The sequence below is a fragment of the Chryseobacterium ureilyticum genome (genome assembly GCF_900156735.1).
Lineage (GTDB): Bacteria > Bacteroidota > Bacteroidia > Flavobacteriales > Weeksellaceae > Chryseobacterium > Chryseobacterium ureilyticum.
Window position 1 is genome coordinate 424,622 of record NZ_FTOL01000002.1, and the last position, 16,029, is coordinate 440,650.

Genomic DNA, 16,029 nt, shown 5'->3' on the forward strand with positions numbered 1-16,029 from the left:
TAGATATAAATAAAAAAGAGAAGCAAATTGCTTCTCTTTTTTGTATGATAAATATAAGATTATTATTTCTTCTTATTTCTTTGCTCTTGCGACTGTTGTTGCTGTTGAGCCTGTTCCATCATTTCTCTCATTCTCTTCTGGAATTTACCTTCTGTTTTAGGTTTTTCTTTATTCGCCTGAATTTGAGCATGAATTTTCTTTTCATCCAAAATAACATACTTAATAACAAGAATAATTAAGATGTTGATCGCATTGGATACAAAATAATACCATGAAAGACCAGATGCTGAAGTATTTAAGAAGAATAAGAATGTAATCGGGAAAATATACATTAATACTTTCATATTTGGCATTCCTTCCTGTTGTGGTTGTTGCATATTCCCTGAAGTCATTACTGTATAAATTAAGATAACAATAGTACAAGCAATTGCAAAAACACTCAAGTGATCTCCAAGGAACGGAACTTTAAATGGTAATTTAATCAAATCATCATAAGCCGTTAAGTCTTTTGCAAACCAGAAACCTTGTCCTCTCAAGTCGATAAAGTTCGGGAAGAAACGGAACAATGCATAGAAGATCGGAATCTGAACCAATGCAGGTAAACATCCCGCCATTTGATTTACTCCAGCTTTTCTGTAAACCTCCATTGTTGCCTGCTGCTTCTTCATCGGATCTGCATCCTTAAATTTAGCATTTACCTCATCAATTTCCGGACGGATTACTTTCATCATCGCACTCAATTTGTGCTGCTTATACATAATTGGTGATAAGATAAGCTTTACAATGATAGTCATTACAAAAATCACCCAACCTGCAGATAATCCCCATGCAGCGATTATTCCATATAACCACATGAAGAAATAACGGTTCATTGCTCCGATGAATGACCAACCTAATGGAAGAATTTCATCAAAGTTTTTATCATAAGATTTCAATAAAGGAAGATCCAATGGCATGAAGTACCATGTGAAATCCTGATTCAATTCACTTCCGGTCATCTGAACGAAACCTTCATAGTTGAATTTCTTAAGATATTCGCCTTCTTCTACATTATCCTGATTTCCTTTGCTTTGAGTAAATCCGTTCTTAGCTTCAATTACAGAAGAGAAAAACTGTTGCTTTACTCCAATCCAGTTAAGTGTCTCTTTTTCCTCTTCCATTGTTGTTCTTCCATCATAATCATAATCTTTATAATTATTGAACGCATAAGAGAATTCTGAGTGAGACTGCTCCTGAGCTCTACCCTTTTCAAGGTTTCTTACATTATAATCCCAGATAAAATCAGCTTTATTATCAGAAGTAATACTTGCTAATCCCTGAGTTCTTACTTTAAAATCAAGAGTGTATTTCGGAAGTAATGTATAGATAAACTGAATAACAGCACCATTGTAGTTAGCCGTCATTGTCACAGCGTTTCCATTAACTGTAGGTGAGAAAACTAGGTTTTTAGTATTAATTACTTTTCCTGTTTTATCTTTAAACTGGAAACCGTAGTTTGAGTTATTTTTGTTGATCAGATAAAGCGGAAGATCTGCTTCGTCTGTTTTATGGTTGTATGCTTTGTATTCTGAAAGCTGAACTTTAGAAACCTGTCCTCCTAAGCTTGAGAATTCAACATTCAATTCTTTGTTTGACAGGTTAGCTGTCTGAATTGCGTTTGGAGTTACATCTGGATTGATATTACTTGCCTGAGTTTGTTTTACGGCATTTTTCACCTGTTCCGTTTTCTGCTGCTGAGCTTTTAACTCCTCCTCCTTCATCTGTTTGTTCTGGAAATAGAACATAACACCAAAGAGAATCAGGCATAAAACCGCGAAACTAATCATTTGCTTCTTATCGATTCCGTTGTTTTGTTGCATTTTATTTTATATTAAAATTTTAAACTTTAAGAGGTAATAATTGTATTACTTTTTTGAGCTGACAAAAATACTGTTTTTTTATCAAAACTCTATGCTTTACCATGTTACTATATAACAAACTCAAGCTGAGAATAATCAGCCTGAGTTTATTGATAGACGTTTATGGTAAAAAATTACCTTATTTATTTTTCATTGGGCAGAAATTGACGTCTTTGTCATCTTCTTTCCCATACTGAAATATCTTACTTCGATGTTTCGCAAGCTTTAATGAAAGCTCTGAATAAAGGATGCGGTGTTGCTACCGTACTCTTATATTCCGGGTGATACTGAACTCCTACATAGAATGGATGTCCTGGTAATTCAAGGGCTTCCACCAATCCTGTTTCAGGGTTTGTACCTGTAGCAAGGAAACCGTTCTTTTCAAATTCCTGAAGATAATCACTGTTGAATTCATAACGGTGACGGTGTCTTTCAGAAATATTTTTGTTTCCATAAATTTCAGATAACTTAGAACCGTTTTTCAAAGAGCACTTCCATGCTCCAAGACGCATTGTTCCTCCTTTATCAATTACATTTTTCTGTTCTTCCATTAATGAAATTACAGGATCCGGAGTTGCTGTATCAAATTCTACTGAGTTTGCTTTTGTATGTCCTAAAACATTTCTTGCAAATTCAATCGTCATGATCTGCATTCCTAAACAGATTCCCAACATCGGAATTTTGTTCTCTCTTGCATATTTTGCAGTAAGAACTTTTCCTTCAATACCTCTGTCTCCAAAACCTGGAGCTACAAGGATACCATTTACTCCTTTCAGGGTATCTTTAATATTTTCTTCTGTAATATCTCCACTGTATACCCATCTTACTTTTACTTCAGTTTCAAGGTCAGCACCTGCATGTTTGAAAGCTTCAGCAATTGAAATGTAAGAATCCTGAAGAGAAACATATTTTCCAACTAGTGCAATCTCAACTGTTTTCTTAGGATTCTGGAATTTTTTAAGGAAATTCTTCCAGTCTTTAAGATCAGCTGTTTTATCACTTTTCAGATCAAGTTCTTTCAATACTACATCATCAAAGTTCTGCTTCTGAAGGTACATTGGAACTTCATAAATTGTTTCAAGATCTTTACATTCAATAACGTTATCTAGAGGAACGTTACAGAACTGAGCTAATTTTGCTCTCTGATCTTTCGGAATTTTGTGTTCTGTTCTACAAACCAATACATCAGCCATAATTCCGCTTTCCATTAACTGGCGTACAGAGTGCTGTGATGGTTTTGTTTTTAATTCTCCACTTGAAGCCAGGTAAGGCAATAATGTCAAATGGATCACCATAGAATTGCTTTCTCCCAGTTCCCACTTCAACTGACGTACAGTTTCAATGTATGGTAAAGATTCAATATCCCCTACAGTACCACCGATCTCAGTAATGATGATATCGTAGTTTTGCTTTGAAAGGATTTTAATTCTACGCTTAATTTCGTTAGTAATATGAGGAATTACCTGAACTGTTTTTCCAAGGAAGTCTCCTTTCCTTTCTTTTTCAATTACAGTCTGGTAGATTTTTCCTGTAGTAACGTTGTTGTTTTGGGATGTAGGAGCATCAAGGTAACGCTCGTAGTGACCTAAATCCAGATCCGTCTCCGCACCATCTTCAGTCACATAACACTCTCCGTGTTCATAAGGATTCAAAGTTCCCGGGTCGATATTGATATAAGGATCAAGTTTTTGGATCGTTACGTTAAAACCGCGTGATTTTAGCAATAGTCCCAGAGAAGCAGAAACGATTCCTTTTCCCAAAGATGAAGTAACACCTCCTGTCACAAAGATGTATTTTGTATTCTTTTTACTCATTAGATTAGGTTTGTGCAAAGTTATGGGAAAAAGAAACACAAAGCAATTTTTTAAATTTTGAAAATGCAAAAACATGCTTCAAACAATTATAAAACCTGATTAAATTTTTTATCTATATTTGGTATAAACAAATGACAAAAAGCTATAACTACCATGATTTCGGTATATAAACTAAAACCAAAATTCCAGCAGCTGCTCACTCCTGTTTTATTATTTTTAAATAAGAATAAAATTACGGCAAACCAGATTACGATCAGCTCCATCCTTTTATCTGTCTTTATCGGAATATTATTTTGGTATGCAGACACGTCAAAATGGTTATTCTTAAGCCTTCCGATCGGTTTACTTGTGAGAATGGCATTGAATGCCTTAGACGGAATGATGGCAAGAAAATTCAACCAAACGAGCAAGTTGGGGGAAGTATTGAATGAAGTGGGTGATATTGTTTCTGATGTTATTATATTTTTCCCTTTACTGAAATTTCAGCCCGAAAGTTTATACCTGATTGTCATTTTCATTGTTTTGAGTGTCATTAATGAATTTGCAGGACTGATGGGGAAAATCGTTGGCAAAGAACGTCATTATGATGGTCCTATGGGAAAAAGCGATCGTGCTCTTATTTTAGGATTGTATGGTTTACTTCTTGTTTTCGGAGTTACTATTACAGAAATCTCGAACTATATTTTTGGAATCATTATTCTTCTTCTCCTTATCAGTACTTATACCCGACTTAAGAAATCTTTGAATGAAGCCTGAAGAAAATAAATTTGCAGACGTTCCTTTGAGAGTAAAAACATGGATCTATATCATTATTGTTTTTGCCCTTGGAATTTCACATCCTCTTGCTATGGCGGTCTTTGTTTCATGGCTGGGATTACAATCTTTCTTTGAGTTTTCAAAAATATTTAAGGTCAATACAAATCCTCTCATTTCATCAATATTCATAGGGATTGTACAATTTTATTTACTTTACTTTTTAAATATTGAAAATTACTTTTTATACAGCATTATTTTAGGCATTGCTATTTTACTTTACCATTTAATAATAAAGTCATCTTCCAAGCAATTGTATGGAGTTTTTATAGCTTTAATGGTATGTCTTTTTTCTTTCCCACATTTATTCTGGATAAGAAACAGTGTCAATGGACTGAATTCAATCATCTTCATTGTTGTGGTAACAGAATTGAATGATGTCTTTCAATATTTAATGGGCAAATTCTTCGGAAAACATAAAATAGTTCCTCAGATCAGCCCAAATAAGACATTGGAAGGATTTATCGGTGGCGTTTTCCTTACGATTATCTTAAGTAATATTCTTGGATTCTTTTTACTTAAAACTGATATGGCAACCAACTCCATTATAGGAATTGTTTTGGGAATCTCAGGATTCTGTGGAGATATTTTCATGTCTTATCTCAAAAGAAAAACAGACGTAAAAGACACCGGAAATCTTCTTCCCGGTCATGGAGGTCTTCTCGATAGAATGGATAGTCTTATTTTCAATGCACCGATATTTTTCTGGTTAATACCATTCCTGCTAAAGCACTAAAAATCATGAGTGAAAAATTTAAAAAAGCAGTTATTTTTTCAGGCGGTGGAACAAGATTGATGATCTACCTCGGAATTTTTGCAGCTCTTGATGAACTTAATATGAAACCGGATCTCCTCATTGCTTCCTGTGGAGGATCTTTTGCAGCAACTGTTATCAATGCTTTTCCAGATCATATTTCAAGAAAAGAATATCTGAAATCTGAAGAATATTTTCAGTTTGTATCAAAAACAATACTGACAAAACACAAAAAACTCTCCAAAATAGGTCTTTTTTCATTAAAAAAATCTTTCGATAAAAGAAAAGCTCCATTCATTGAAGATGTCTTCAACCGGTATCTTGTTGAGATGCCTCAAAATCTTGAAGAATCTTTTCCATCCATAAAAAATGCCGAATTTTCAAAAGAAATACCAACGATCATTATTGGCTCTGAACTTCTCTTCACACCAAAGGAATCTCAACAAAAAAGAAATGAAAAAAAGCTATTCAGAAAAATAATTTTTACAGATTCTGAAACAGCACAAAAAATAAATTCAACTCATATTCTGGTAGATTTCGATAGTTTTAAAGACAGTGCTGTTGAAAAAAATTCAAAGATCATCACTGATTTCTCTCTTCTTGAGAGCACAAGATCGTCTGTTTCTGATATGTTTTATGTAAAGCCGGTAGCACTTCACAACAGTCATTTCATGGGCGGAGTCATTGATCTTGTCCCGATTGAATTGGCAAAATATCTTTCCCATGAAATAATTACAGAAAAAAAGCAACCTTATACTACGATTGAAGAAGCACTTATCCGTTCTGTTTTTGGTTTCAGTGCCAATGAAAGACTTTTGGAGACGGATAAAATTATTGCCGATTTTCAGATTGATACAACTTCTATAAAAGAAGACCTTAAAGGACATTATCCTGAGAAAAACATCAATTGGAAAAAACTTGAGATAGACATTTCACTTCCAAAAACATATCAACAATTTGCAAAGGATATGGAAATGCAGTGGAAATATGGCTTTGATCAGACGATAAAATGTATCAAAGGTTGATGTTAAAGCCACAAACTTCCAACACTAAAATCTTAGAAGTTCATTAAAATTTTAAAAAATCATTCAACGTCTATATTAGCCTTGCCACTATTCTATATAATTTATGTGGTTAATATTTTTTACCACAATAGGAATATAGGTTTATGATGTGAATATAAAATAGTTTATTCGTTCATCTGTAGCAAAATACTCTTATTTTTACCTCTAATTGAAAATCACAAAGTATCCATGAATATTTTTATTGCGGGCGGAACCACAGGCATCGGCTATTCTTTGGCTAAACATTATCTTTCAAAAGGATATTGGGTGGGAATCTGTGGAAGAAACCCTGCAAAAGTTTCTGAAAACAACTTTGAAAAGCTACAAATATTTCAAACTGATGTCTGTGATTTGAGCTCTATTTCATTAGCATTACAACAATTTCTTGCAGATAAAAATAGTTTAAATATTTTCATCAATTGTGCAGGAAGCTATGCGGAAGATGTTGCCGGAAATATTTCTTATGAAGAAGCAGAAGAAATGTTGCAAACAAATATTCTGGGAACTGTCAATTGTTTTGAAGCAGCAAGAAAGATCATGAAAAATCAGAAAAATGGAAGAATTGCTGTTATTGCTTCTGTTTCCGGGATATTGGAATATGAAAATTCAAGCCTGTACACCAAAACCAAAAGATCTGTTATACAAATTGCTGACGCTTATCACAGAGCCCTTCAACCATTTGGAATTTCTGTTACAACTATTGCTCCCGGTTATATAGATACTCAAAAATTAAGAGCTCTCAATCAGAACGATTTAAGTAAAAAACCTTTTCTTATCAATGAGGAAACCGCAACAATCGTTATTTCCGAAGCCATCGAAAACAAAAGAAAATTAGTTATTTTTCCAACGAAAATGAAGTGGATGATGAAATCTTTATCTCTCCTTCCTTCTTCATTATTAAATATTATTATGTTCAGAAAAGCAAAATGGATGAAAAACGACTGAAAATACAGCAAAAATTCTATGCTTTATTGATTTGTGCCGTTGTTTTCATGATGGTTTACAACTATTCGGCGTGGTATATTTCAAAATTGGAAACTGTCCCTTCATTTATTTTTGATTTCGAAAAACACATACCATTTATCCCATGGACAATCATTCCTTACATGACAAGCGGAATATTTTTCTGTCTGGTGTTTTTTCTTTGTAAAAGTAAGGAACAGCTTAAAGTATTAACACAAAGAATGCTTTTTGTGACCATTATTGCAGGAATTTGTTTTCTTTTATTTCCTTTACAATTCTCTCTATCAAAACCGGAAACTGAAAGTATTGTCTTTGGATATTCATTTCAGTTTTTAAAAACATTTGATTCCCCGTTTAATCAGGCTCCTTCATTACATATTGCTTATGCATTTATTTTTTGGACCGTAATCCGAACATTAAAAAGAGGAAGAATATTCTTGATGATCTGGCTGATCCTTTTAGGTGTTTCAACATTAACCACGTATCAACATCACTTTATTGATATTGTCACAGGAGCTTTGCTTGCCCATATTTCCTTCATCCTATTTCCGTATCAAAAAAAAGATTTCCGATACAGAAATTTTCATGTTGCGAATTTTTATTTTTTATCAGCATGGATTCTTATTCTGGTAGCATTATTATTAAAATCAGAATTTGCTGGATTTATTCTAGTATGGATTTCTTTGATGAGTTTTGTCATTGGATACCATTATCAAAAGAACAATATTTATTTCTTAAAAAATAAAACCGGAAATATTCACTGGATCAAAAAGATCTTTTATTTCCCATACCTGTTGATGTACCAGATATTCTGGCGGTTTTTAAGAAAAAACAAAATACCTATTGTACCTGTTTCCCGCATTTATATTTCATCAAAACCCAATCAGGAAACTTTAAAACATTTTAAGGTTGATAAAGATACTTTCGTCTATGATCTTTCACCTGAAATTGAGGAAACATCAATATTAAAAGAACAATCTGCCTATTATTTCCGTCCTATTCTAGACATAGGGAAATTTGATGTTGAAAAAACAAAATCTCTCATTACGGAAATTAGCAGAACATACCGCCACCTTCCTAAAAATGGAAAAATCCTCATCCATTGTACTATGGGTTTTACCAGAAGTTCTGTAATCGGGATTTTGGTAATCAAAAATATTTTATCTTTACCTTTAGACGAAGCAATAACCATCATGAAAACCAGCAACAAGAACATGATCATTCATTCTTATCTGCTGAATTTTCTGAAAAAATTTTAACCTATGAACAGCGGACATTTTACGAGTTTTGACAATAATGAGATTTTTTACCGTGAATGGAATTACCAGCCACAACAGAAAACGATCATCATGATTCATCGTGGACATGAGCATTCTGAAAGACTCAATGATATTGCTCAGTCTCCACAGTTTTCAAAGTACAACATCTTTGCATTTGATCTTCGTGGACATGGGCTTACTAAAACGCAGACTTCATCTGTTTTCATGGATTATGTAAGAGATTTGGATTCTTTTTCCAAATTTCTAGTTTCAAAATATAATATAAAAATCTCGGATGTTTTTGTAGTGGCAAATAGTATTGGCGGAGTAATCGCTTCTGCCTGGGCCCACGATTTTGCACCAAATATTGCTGGTATGGCACTTCTTGCTCCTGCTTTCAGAATTAATCTCATCGTTCCTTTGGCTAATGAAATGATTACGCTGGGAACCAAGCTGAAAAAAGGATTAATCATAAAAAGCTATGTAAAATCTACAATGCTCACCCACGACCCTGAACAACAGAAAGCTTACGATACAGATCCGTTAATTTCACGATCTATTGATGCTGAGCTGCTGATTGATCTTGCCAATGCCGGGAAACGGTTGGTAGAAGATGCCGAAGCAATAGATACTCCTACTTTGATATTAGCGGCAGAAAAAGATCATGTGGTATTCAACAAAGATCAGAAAATGTTTCATGATAGACTGGATACGGAGCTGAAATACTATGAGATTCTCCCTAATTTCTTCCATGGGATTTTATTTGATTCCGGAAGAGAGCAGGTGTATGATAAAATTGTTGATTTTTCTGAACAATGTTTTCAAAAAGTTCCAAAACAAACCAATCTTTCTCCGGATCAGTTTTCTGTAAAGGAATATCAGGACCTTCAAAACAATGTGGGAAATAATCTGAATTTCAAATTTCAAAAATTTTCCCTCGGAAAAATCGGAAAGATAAGCAACGGAATGGCTATCGGATTAAAATATGGTTTTGATTCTGGTGCTTCCCTGGATTATGTTTATAAAAACCAACCAAAAGGAAAGTTTGGTTTCGGAAAAATGATGGATAAAAATTACCTCAACGCTATTGGCTGGAGAGGAATCCGTATCAGAAAACAGCATCTACTTCAACTTTTGGAAGAAAATATTCAAACCCTGAAGCAGCAAGGAAGAGTTGTTAAGATTTTAGATGTTGCAGGTGGAACGGGAAATTATTTATTTGACATTAAAGAAAAATATCCGGAAGCAGAAATCGTTATCAATGAGTTTGTAAAATCCAATATTGAAATCGGGGAAAAGGTGATCAGGGAAAAAAGTTATCAACACATCCGCTTCACTAATTTCGATTGCTTTGATTCTGAAACTTATAAAAAACTGAATTTTGAACCTAATATTACTATTGTTTCCGGTATTCTGGAACTTTTTGGTGATAATGAATTTGCCAGCAAAGCAATTCAGGGGATAACTTCTATCTCGGAAAAAGATTCTTATCTTGTTTATACAGGACAACCTTGGCATCCGCAATTGAAAATGATTGCTTACGTTCTGAACAATCATCAGAATAAAGATTGGATCATGAGAAGACGTTCACAGAAGGAACTGGACAGAATTATGGCTTTCAATACCGTTCAAAAGGAAAAAATGCTGATTGATGATTTTGGAATCTTTACTGTTTCTTCAGGAAAATTAAATCTATAAAAAGTATATTATTACCCATAAAAAAAGGTTTCTCAAGCATATTGAGAAACCTTTTTTCACTTATCCAAAGGATTATTTTTTGATTAATTCAAGATATACATCAATAGAAACATCTTTTGCAATTGCTGTTCCTGTAGGATCATATTTCAAATCATAATCGAAACGGTTAACAGAAAATTTAGTCTGTAATCCCATCATTTCTTTTCCTTCCTTATTTTTTGTCAAGCCTCCTAAAGTAACCGGTACGCTAACATCTTTTGTAACACCTTTGATAGTCAGTTTTCCTTTAAACACATACACTCCGTTTTTATCTTTTGTAACGGATGCTCCTTCAAATTTCATATCAGGATATTTATCTGCAGAGAAGAAATCATCGCTTTTAAGGTGTTTATCTCTCATTTCAACCCCTGTATTGATGCTTTCAGTAGCAACTGTTACATTGAATGTTGAATGATCTAGATTAGACTCTTTAGTCGTAAGTGTTCCTGCAAATTTATCAAATCTCCCTTGAACAAAACTGATTCCCATATGCTTGATATTGAAGTTCACAGAAGAGTGCATCGGGTCAATTTCCCAATTATTTTGAGCAAAAGTGAAAATGCTTAATAGCATAAATGCGAAGGATAAGAATAATTTTTTCATTGTATTATTTATTTAAATATTTTCAGCAAAGCTATAGCATTACGCTTACTCAATCCATTATCCTATGTTAACTTTTTATCACTAAAAAATTATCTCTGAGGTTCGGAAGAAAAATGCTTTTTTTATACCTTCGCAGTATGGCAAAACTGAAAACAGCATATTTCTGTCAAAACTGCGGAACTCAATATTCTCAATGGATGGGGCAATGTAAAAATTGCGGACAATGGAACACATTAGTGGAAGAAGTGGTGGAAAAACCCAACAGTAAAGCAGTACCTTTCTCAAAGACTAAGCAACATGTCATCAATATTATTGAGGTTGAAACAAGTGAAGAACCAAGAATAAAGACTCCTTCCGAAGAACTGAACCGTGTTTTGGGTGGCGGAATTGTTTTAGGGTCTGTTACACTGATTGGTGGTGAACCGGGAATTGGGAAGTCTACCCTTCTGTTACAGCTTGCCCTAAAAATGAAGAAAAAAATCTTCTATGTTTCCGGGGAAGAAAGTGCTTCTCAAATCAAAATGAGAGCTGACAGACTTACGGATATTCAAAATCCCAACTGTTTTCTTTTTACTGAAACCTCACTAGAGAAAATTCTTCATGAGGCAAAAAAACTGGAGCCTGATTTCATGATCATTGACTCTATTCAGACATTGCAGTCACAGTTGATTGAAAGCTCACCAGGAACCGTTTCCCAAATCAGAGAATGTTCCAACGAAATTATTAAATATGCTAAAGAAAACAGTATTCCTGTATTTCTTGTAGGTCATATTACCAAAGATGGTCAAATTGCCGGACCAAAAGTACTGGAACACATGGTGGATGTCGTTTTAAATTTTGACGGAGACAGAAATCACCTGTTCAGATTATTAAGAGCAAATAAAAACCGTTTCGGATCTACATCAGAAATTGGAATCTACGAAATGGTCTCTCAGGGATTAAAAGAAATTAAAAACCCTTCAGAAATCCTTATCACAAAGAAATTTGAAGAACTTTCCGGTAACTCTGTTGCGGTAACTCTGGAAGGAAACAGACCGATGCTTCTAGAGATTCAGGCTTTGGTAAGCACTGCTGTTTATGGTACTCCACAAAGAAGTTCTACCGGATTTGATTCCAAACGACTGAATATGCTTCTTGCTGTACTGGAAAAAAGAGCAGGATTTCAATTGGGAGCTAAAGACGTTTTCCTTAACATTACGGGAGGAATAAAAACGGACGACCCTGCATTGGACCTTGCCGTAATTGCGTCTGTTCTTTCATCGAACGAAGATATTGCTATTTCTGAACATTATTGCTTTGCAGGAGAAATTGGTTTAAGTGGAGAAATTCGTCCGATTGCACAGGCAGAACAAAGAATTACCGAAGCTGAAAAATTGGGTTACGAGAAAATTTTCATTTCCAATCTCAATAAACTTCCGAAGAAAAAATTTGGTATCAAGATTGAGGAAGTGAGTAAGATTGAAGATTTTCATGAAAGACTTTTTTAGAATTTTATAATGAACAGTGAATTTGCTTCATAAGTCAATCGTTAATGAGAAAAGCCGATTAAAAAATTCACTGCAAAGCACATTCACTATTCATTATTTATACCTGTTCTACTATTCACTTTTAATTCATACCTTTAAATTATGAATTATCTGGCTCATTCCTATCTCACCTTCACTGACGGACAAATTGTGGGTCAGTTTTTAGAAGATTTTATTAAAAACAGAGACCGCTTTTCTTTTCCGAAAGGCATACAGGATGGAATTACCCTGCATAGAGCAATTGATACATTTACAGATTCTCACCCTGCTATTCATGAGGCTAAAAAAGTATTTGCACCATTGGTAAGGCTTTATGCTGGTGCTTTTGTGGATGTTTCTATGGATTACTTCGTAGCAAATGACCTTTCTTTACATTCTCTAGCCGAATGGAAAGCACATTCTCTGCGCGTCTACAGAGTTTTAAATTCTCATGAAGAATGGCTGCCTGAAAATTTCAAAAAAATGCTGGTCAAAATGGAACATGATGACTGGCTTTACAATTACCGTGAAGACTGGGGAATTAAATTTAGTATTCAGAATGTTCTGAACAAAGCGAAATATCTGGAGAAAGATATTCCTGTTTTTGAGGCTTTTTTAAATAATAAAAAAATTCTGCAGGAATGCTATGATGATTTTTTTCCTGATCTGATTGCTCATACTAAAGAGATAAACGCTCTTTTACAATTGGAAAATTAATTTAAAATCAAAAAAACACTTACCTAGCATAAGATAAGTGTTTCTTAAATTTGTGTTATTAGAATTTTTTACGTCCGAATACTCTTTGGAAAAATTTGGGGAACTTCTTTCTATTAAAGTATTTTCTAAAGTAATATTAATCACCAATTCTGAAAACTAAAAGCTGTGTTGAAGCTGCAGCTAAAGTCATTCCTGGACCTGTACAGTTTCCTGATTGTCCTCTTCCCAAACGGATAGGCCATGTTCTTCCAGCCGGAACTGTGGTAGAATAGGTAATAGTACCTCCGTGATTGGATAAAATTCCGGAGTTATGATATGCTGTACTGTGAATTCTCTGAGTGCCTGAAATACTGGTAGGGAAATCAACAATATATGAGCTGTTTCTGCATTTATCCGCTTCCACTGATGTTCCGTTATCATTGTTATGAAGTGCTTCATATACAAAAGTTATCTGATAAGTTCCTGCTGGAAACGTAATCGTACTGGTGGCTGCGTTATAACTCATCCCTGAGATTGAATTCTTTATTACAGACATTGGAACAGTGGACAAACTCCCAGCCGAAAAACCATTAAGAAAATCTGTCTGAGCTGTCTCCAATCTGAAAAGAGCAGGGTTTGGAATTGATAATGCTCCAAGTGTACCAATGGTTTTCACAACACCATTACCATCCAATACCATAAGCGGGTCTGTAGTTGTATTTCCGGTCGTAGTTCCTTGCAAACGTAAAGGATCTGTGCCATTAATATGAAGTTTATTGGTAGGAGCAGCAGTTCCTACTCCTACTCTATCATTTGCAGCATCTACAGATAAAGTAGTACCATCTACAGAAAAAGCATTTACTGCTGTTCCACTAAAAGCAAGGGTATTGCTTCCTTGTGTTACAGCGCGGTTGCCTGTTAAAGTTCCATCGGTATTATAAATATTAACAGAACTAGTTGCAGGAATTGCTTTCCAGGTTCCTATCCCTGTAGCATCAGAGGTAAGAACATATCCGTTATTTTGGTTTCCATCCACAATCTTTATGGCAGCTATAGGAGCTACAGATGTTCCTCCTGACTGTACATCTAGTTTTGTAGCGGGGGCTACGGTTCCTATACCTATATTTCCTGAAGACTTCACGGTTATTCTTGGTGCATAGTCAGTAGCATTTCTTGTGTAAATCTGAATCCCTGCATAGTTATTAACAGCATCCCGGTCTATTCCTATAATAGATGCTCCGGAAACTGAGGAAGGATTGTTAGAAGGAATAAATTCAATACTTCCAAATAAAGGATTGGTAATATTATTATTATACAGTGTAATATTTCTCGGTGTTCCTTGCGCACATGGTACACCGCAGTTATCTATTCCGGCACTTAAAATATCTGTTATGGTTCCTGCTACAGGATTTAATACTGATAAGAAGCTGCCAGGAGCAGATGTACCGATTCCCACTCTTTTATTGAGAGCATCAACTGAAAAGTTATTTCCATTGACGGAGAATGCATTAATTGCATTAGCGGTAAATGTTAATGTATTTGTACCCTGACTTACTATTCTATTGCCACTTAGAGTACCATTTGTATTATAAATATTGGCGGCTACGGCATTTGTTGGATTATGAAGCTTCACCCATACTGTACCATTGTAATAATAATATCCTACAGCATCAATATTAATAGCTGTTCCTGTTTGGCTTCCATTAGTAACTCCATTTACGTAAATCATTGTAGAAACAGGTGTTCCTGTCATACTTTGAGCTCTTAACCGATCTACGCGGGCTACTAAAAGACCATCTACTTCAGTAGACGTTCCCGTAGTATTCTTTGCAGTTATATCCATAGTGGCAGATGGACTAGGAGTATTAATACCTACCTGAGCGTAAATAATACTGCTAAAAGCAAGCAAAGCCAATGTTAAATTCGTTTTTCTCATGTTCATATTAAGTTATTTAATGATTAGATTTTTGTGATAGAAGATTTTATTACTGCAATCAACTGAAAATATAATTTCAGTTTTATAACATTTATAATGTTGGTGTGGGGGATATTTTAATTCTATATATAAAACATTGTCTCGGTATAATTCAAAATTAATAATAAAAATCAAATAAAAAAACAAAATAAATTATAAATTAAAATCAATTTAATAGAATTAAAAACAATAAATAAACTCAATAACACTTAATTTTAAATAAATATAACCAACAATTAACATAAATAATTAACAATAATTCAAAAATAATTTTTTATAAAAAAACCAATTAATTAAATTTTATCAACATTGCGTGATTTAAAATTGTTTTACATTAAAAAAAGCAACAATTATAACTGCTGCTTCAAGTAATATTTTATTTAATAATTAGATTAAAAGTTCTTAAAAAGATAACGATTTGGGTAAGTCATTTTCTCACTTTTCCTGTCCCCATTGACGATGATGTGAACAATATTGATCTGATCATCAAAAAGGTTGTATAAAAAACTTACGGCAGCTTCCACTTTTTTAGGATTAGCGACAGGTTCAGATTCAAGGTAAACGTTTACAGATTCCTGATCTTCCTCATATCCTACATAATTTACCTTAAGAAACTTATTATCTGCTTTTAATTTAAAGTACTCCTGACAATACTTCTGTAATGCTTCATTGAGCTTAGCTTTATATTTATCATCATTAAAATGATAAATTCCGCCATATTTCTTCCCAAGAGCATTTTCCAGATCATCCAGAAAAAACCTGCCTGTTACTTCAAATGTTTTAGACTTTGAACTGTAATTAATTTCCACAGATCCTACGTGATAAGGATGTAACGCATCGCTGCTTACAAAACTTTGAAATATCATCATAAAGGACAAAAGGAATCCAAAAAAAAGTCTACCGGACATTCGTTCTATTTTACAGCAAATATAAAAAAAGCAGCAGTTA

13 protein-coding genes are annotated in these 16,029 nt (G+C 34.1%); 8 read left to right on the top strand and 5 right to left on the bottom strand.

Annotated elements, in window-relative coordinates:
* Window positions 1-62: 62 nt before the first annotated feature.
* A complete protein-coding gene (yidC, locus tag BW983_RS08100; RefSeq protein ID WP_076551463.1) occupies window positions 63-1,859 on the bottom strand; it encodes a membrane protein insertase YidC in 1,797 nt (598 codons plus the stop codon).
* 242 nt (window positions 1,860-2,101) lie between these two features.
* Window positions 2,102-3,712 (bottom strand): CTP synthase, encoded by a 1,611-nt coding sequence (locus tag BW983_RS08105; protein ID WP_076551465.1) that lies wholly within the window; start codon window positions 3,710-3,712, stop codon window positions 2,102-2,104.
* Between the two features lie 153 nt (window positions 3,713-3,865).
* On the opposite strand from BW983_RS08105, the gene BW983_RS08110 reads away from it, so the two are divergent.
* From BW983_RS08110 to BW983_RS08135, 6 genes are all read left to right on the top strand, one after another.
* Window positions 3,866-4,468, top strand: a complete 603-nt coding sequence (locus tag BW983_RS08110) for a CDP-alcohol phosphatidyltransferase family protein (protein ID WP_076551467.1) — start codon at window positions 3,866-3,868, stop codon at window positions 4,466-4,468.
* Window positions 4,458-5,261, top strand: a complete 804-nt coding sequence (locus BW983_RS08115) for a phosphatidate cytidylyltransferase (RefSeq protein WP_076551469.1) — start codon at window positions 4,458-4,460, stop codon at window positions 5,259-5,261. Before BW983_RS08110 ends, BW983_RS08115 begins: the two co-directional genes overlap by 11 nt.
* 5 nt (window positions 5,262-5,266) lie before the next feature.
* The gene (locus BW983_RS08120; RefSeq protein WP_076551471.1) at window positions 5,267-6,304 is read left to right on the top strand and encodes a patatin-like phospholipase family protein; all 1,038 of its coding nucleotides are present in this window, start codon (window positions 5,267-5,269) and stop codon (window positions 6,302-6,304) included.
* Window positions 6,305-6,532: 228 nt separating this feature from the next.
* The gene (locus BW983_RS08125) at window positions 6,533-7,288 is read left to right on the top strand and encodes an SDR family NAD(P)-dependent oxidoreductase (RefSeq protein ID WP_076551473.1); all 756 of its coding nucleotides are present in this window, start codon (window positions 6,533-6,535) and stop codon (window positions 7,286-7,288) included.
* On the top strand, window positions 7,270-8,565 hold the full coding sequence (locus BW983_RS08130; protein WP_076551475.1) for a phosphatase PAP2/dual specificity phosphatase family protein: 1,296 nt from the start codon (window positions 7,270-7,272) through the stop codon (window positions 8,563-8,565). The genes BW983_RS08125 and BW983_RS08130 overlap by 19 nt, the downstream gene beginning before the upstream one ends.
* Window positions 8,566-8,568: 3 nt before the next feature.
* Entirely contained in the window at window positions 8,569-10,263 is a 1,695-nt protein-coding gene (locus BW983_RS08135; protein ID WP_076551477.1) for a bifunctional alpha/beta hydrolase/class I SAM-dependent methyltransferase, read from the top strand.
* A 72-nt stretch (window positions 10,264-10,335) separates the two neighbouring features.
* On the opposite strand, the gene BW983_RS08140 is transcribed toward BW983_RS08135, so the two are convergent.
* Entirely contained in the window at window positions 10,336-10,905 is a 570-nt protein-coding gene (locus BW983_RS08140) for a YceI family protein (protein WP_076551479.1), read from the bottom strand.
* A 137-nt stretch (window positions 10,906-11,042) separates the two neighbouring features.
* Here BW983_RS08140 and radA point away from each other — a divergent pair, with 137 nt between their 5' ends.
* A complete protein-coding gene (gene radA / locus BW983_RS08145; RefSeq protein WP_076551481.1) occupies window positions 11,043-12,392 on the top strand; it encodes a DNA repair protein RadA in 1,350 nt (449 codons plus the stop codon).
* 141 nt (window positions 12,393-12,533) lie between these two features.
* Window positions 12,534-13,127: an acyl carrier protein phosphodiesterase gene (locus tag BW983_RS08150; RefSeq protein ID WP_076551483.1), complete on the top strand. Its 594-nt coding sequence runs from the start codon at window positions 12,534-12,536 to the stop codon at window positions 13,125-13,127.
* Between the two features lie 136 nt (window positions 13,128-13,263).
* Here BW983_RS08150 and BW983_RS08155 read toward each other — a convergent pair whose 3' ends face one another.
* Together BW983_RS08155 and BW983_RS08160 are read right to left on the bottom strand one after the other, a co-directional pair.
* Window positions 13,264-15,042 (bottom strand): autotransporter outer membrane beta-barrel domain-containing protein, encoded by a 1,779-nt coding sequence (locus BW983_RS08155; RefSeq protein WP_167369973.1) that lies wholly within the window; start codon window positions 15,040-15,042, stop codon window positions 13,264-13,266.
* Between the two features lie 431 nt (window positions 15,043-15,473).
* Complete coding sequence (locus tag BW983_RS08160) at window positions 15,474-15,989, bottom strand: DUF6702 family protein (RefSeq protein ID WP_076551487.1); 516 nt, start codon at window positions 15,987-15,989, stop codon at window positions 15,474-15,476.
* Between the last annotated feature and the right edge of the window lie 40 nt (window positions 15,990-16,029).

Bases quoted from the DNA above. Each gene is read 5' to 3' on its own strand.
- BW983_RS08115 (WP_076551469.1), top strand. From the start codon at position 4,458: ATGAAGCCTGAAGAAAATAAATTTGCAGACGTTCCTTTGAGAGTAAAA.
- BW983_RS08160 (WP_076551487.1), bottom strand. From the start codon at position 15,989: ATGTCCGGTAGACTTTTTTTTGGATTCCTTTTGTCCTTTATGATGATA.
- BW983_RS08105 (WP_076551465.1), bottom strand. From the start codon at position 3,712: ATGAGTAAAAAGAATACAAAATACATCTTTGTGACAGGAGGTGTTACT.
- BW983_RS08135 (WP_076551477.1), top strand. From the start codon at position 8,569: ATGAACAGCGGACATTTTACGAGTTTTGACAATAATGAGATTTTTTAC.
- BW983_RS08125 (WP_076551473.1), top strand. From the start codon at position 6,533: ATGAATATTTTTATTGCGGGCGGAACCACAGGCATCGGCTATTCTTTG.
- BW983_RS08140 (WP_076551479.1), bottom strand. From the start codon at position 10,905: ATGAAAAAATTATTCTTATCCTTCGCATTTATGCTATTAAGCATTTTC.
- radA (WP_076551481.1), top strand. From the start codon at position 11,043: ATGGCAAAACTGAAAACAGCATATTTCTGTCAAAACTGCGGAACTCAA.
- yidC (WP_076551463.1), bottom strand. From the start codon at position 1,859: ATGCAACAAAACAACGGAATCGATAAGAAGCAAATGATTAGTTTCGCG.
- BW983_RS08130 (WP_076551475.1), top strand. From the start codon at position 7,270: ATGGATGAAAAACGACTGAAAATACAGCAAAAATTCTATGCTTTATTG.
- BW983_RS08155 (WP_167369973.1), bottom strand. From the start codon at position 15,042: ATGAGAAAAACGAATTTAACATTGGCTTTGCTTGCTTTTAGCAGTATT.
- BW983_RS08110 (WP_076551467.1), top strand. From the start codon at position 3,866: ATGATTTCGGTATATAAACTAAAACCAAAATTCCAGCAGCTGCTCACT.
- BW983_RS08120 (WP_076551471.1), top strand. From the start codon at position 5,267: ATGAGTGAAAAATTTAAAAAAGCAGTTATTTTTTCAGGCGGTGGAACA.
- BW983_RS08150 (WP_076551483.1), top strand. From the start codon at position 12,534: ATGAATTATCTGGCTCATTCCTATCTCACCTTCACTGACGGACAAATT.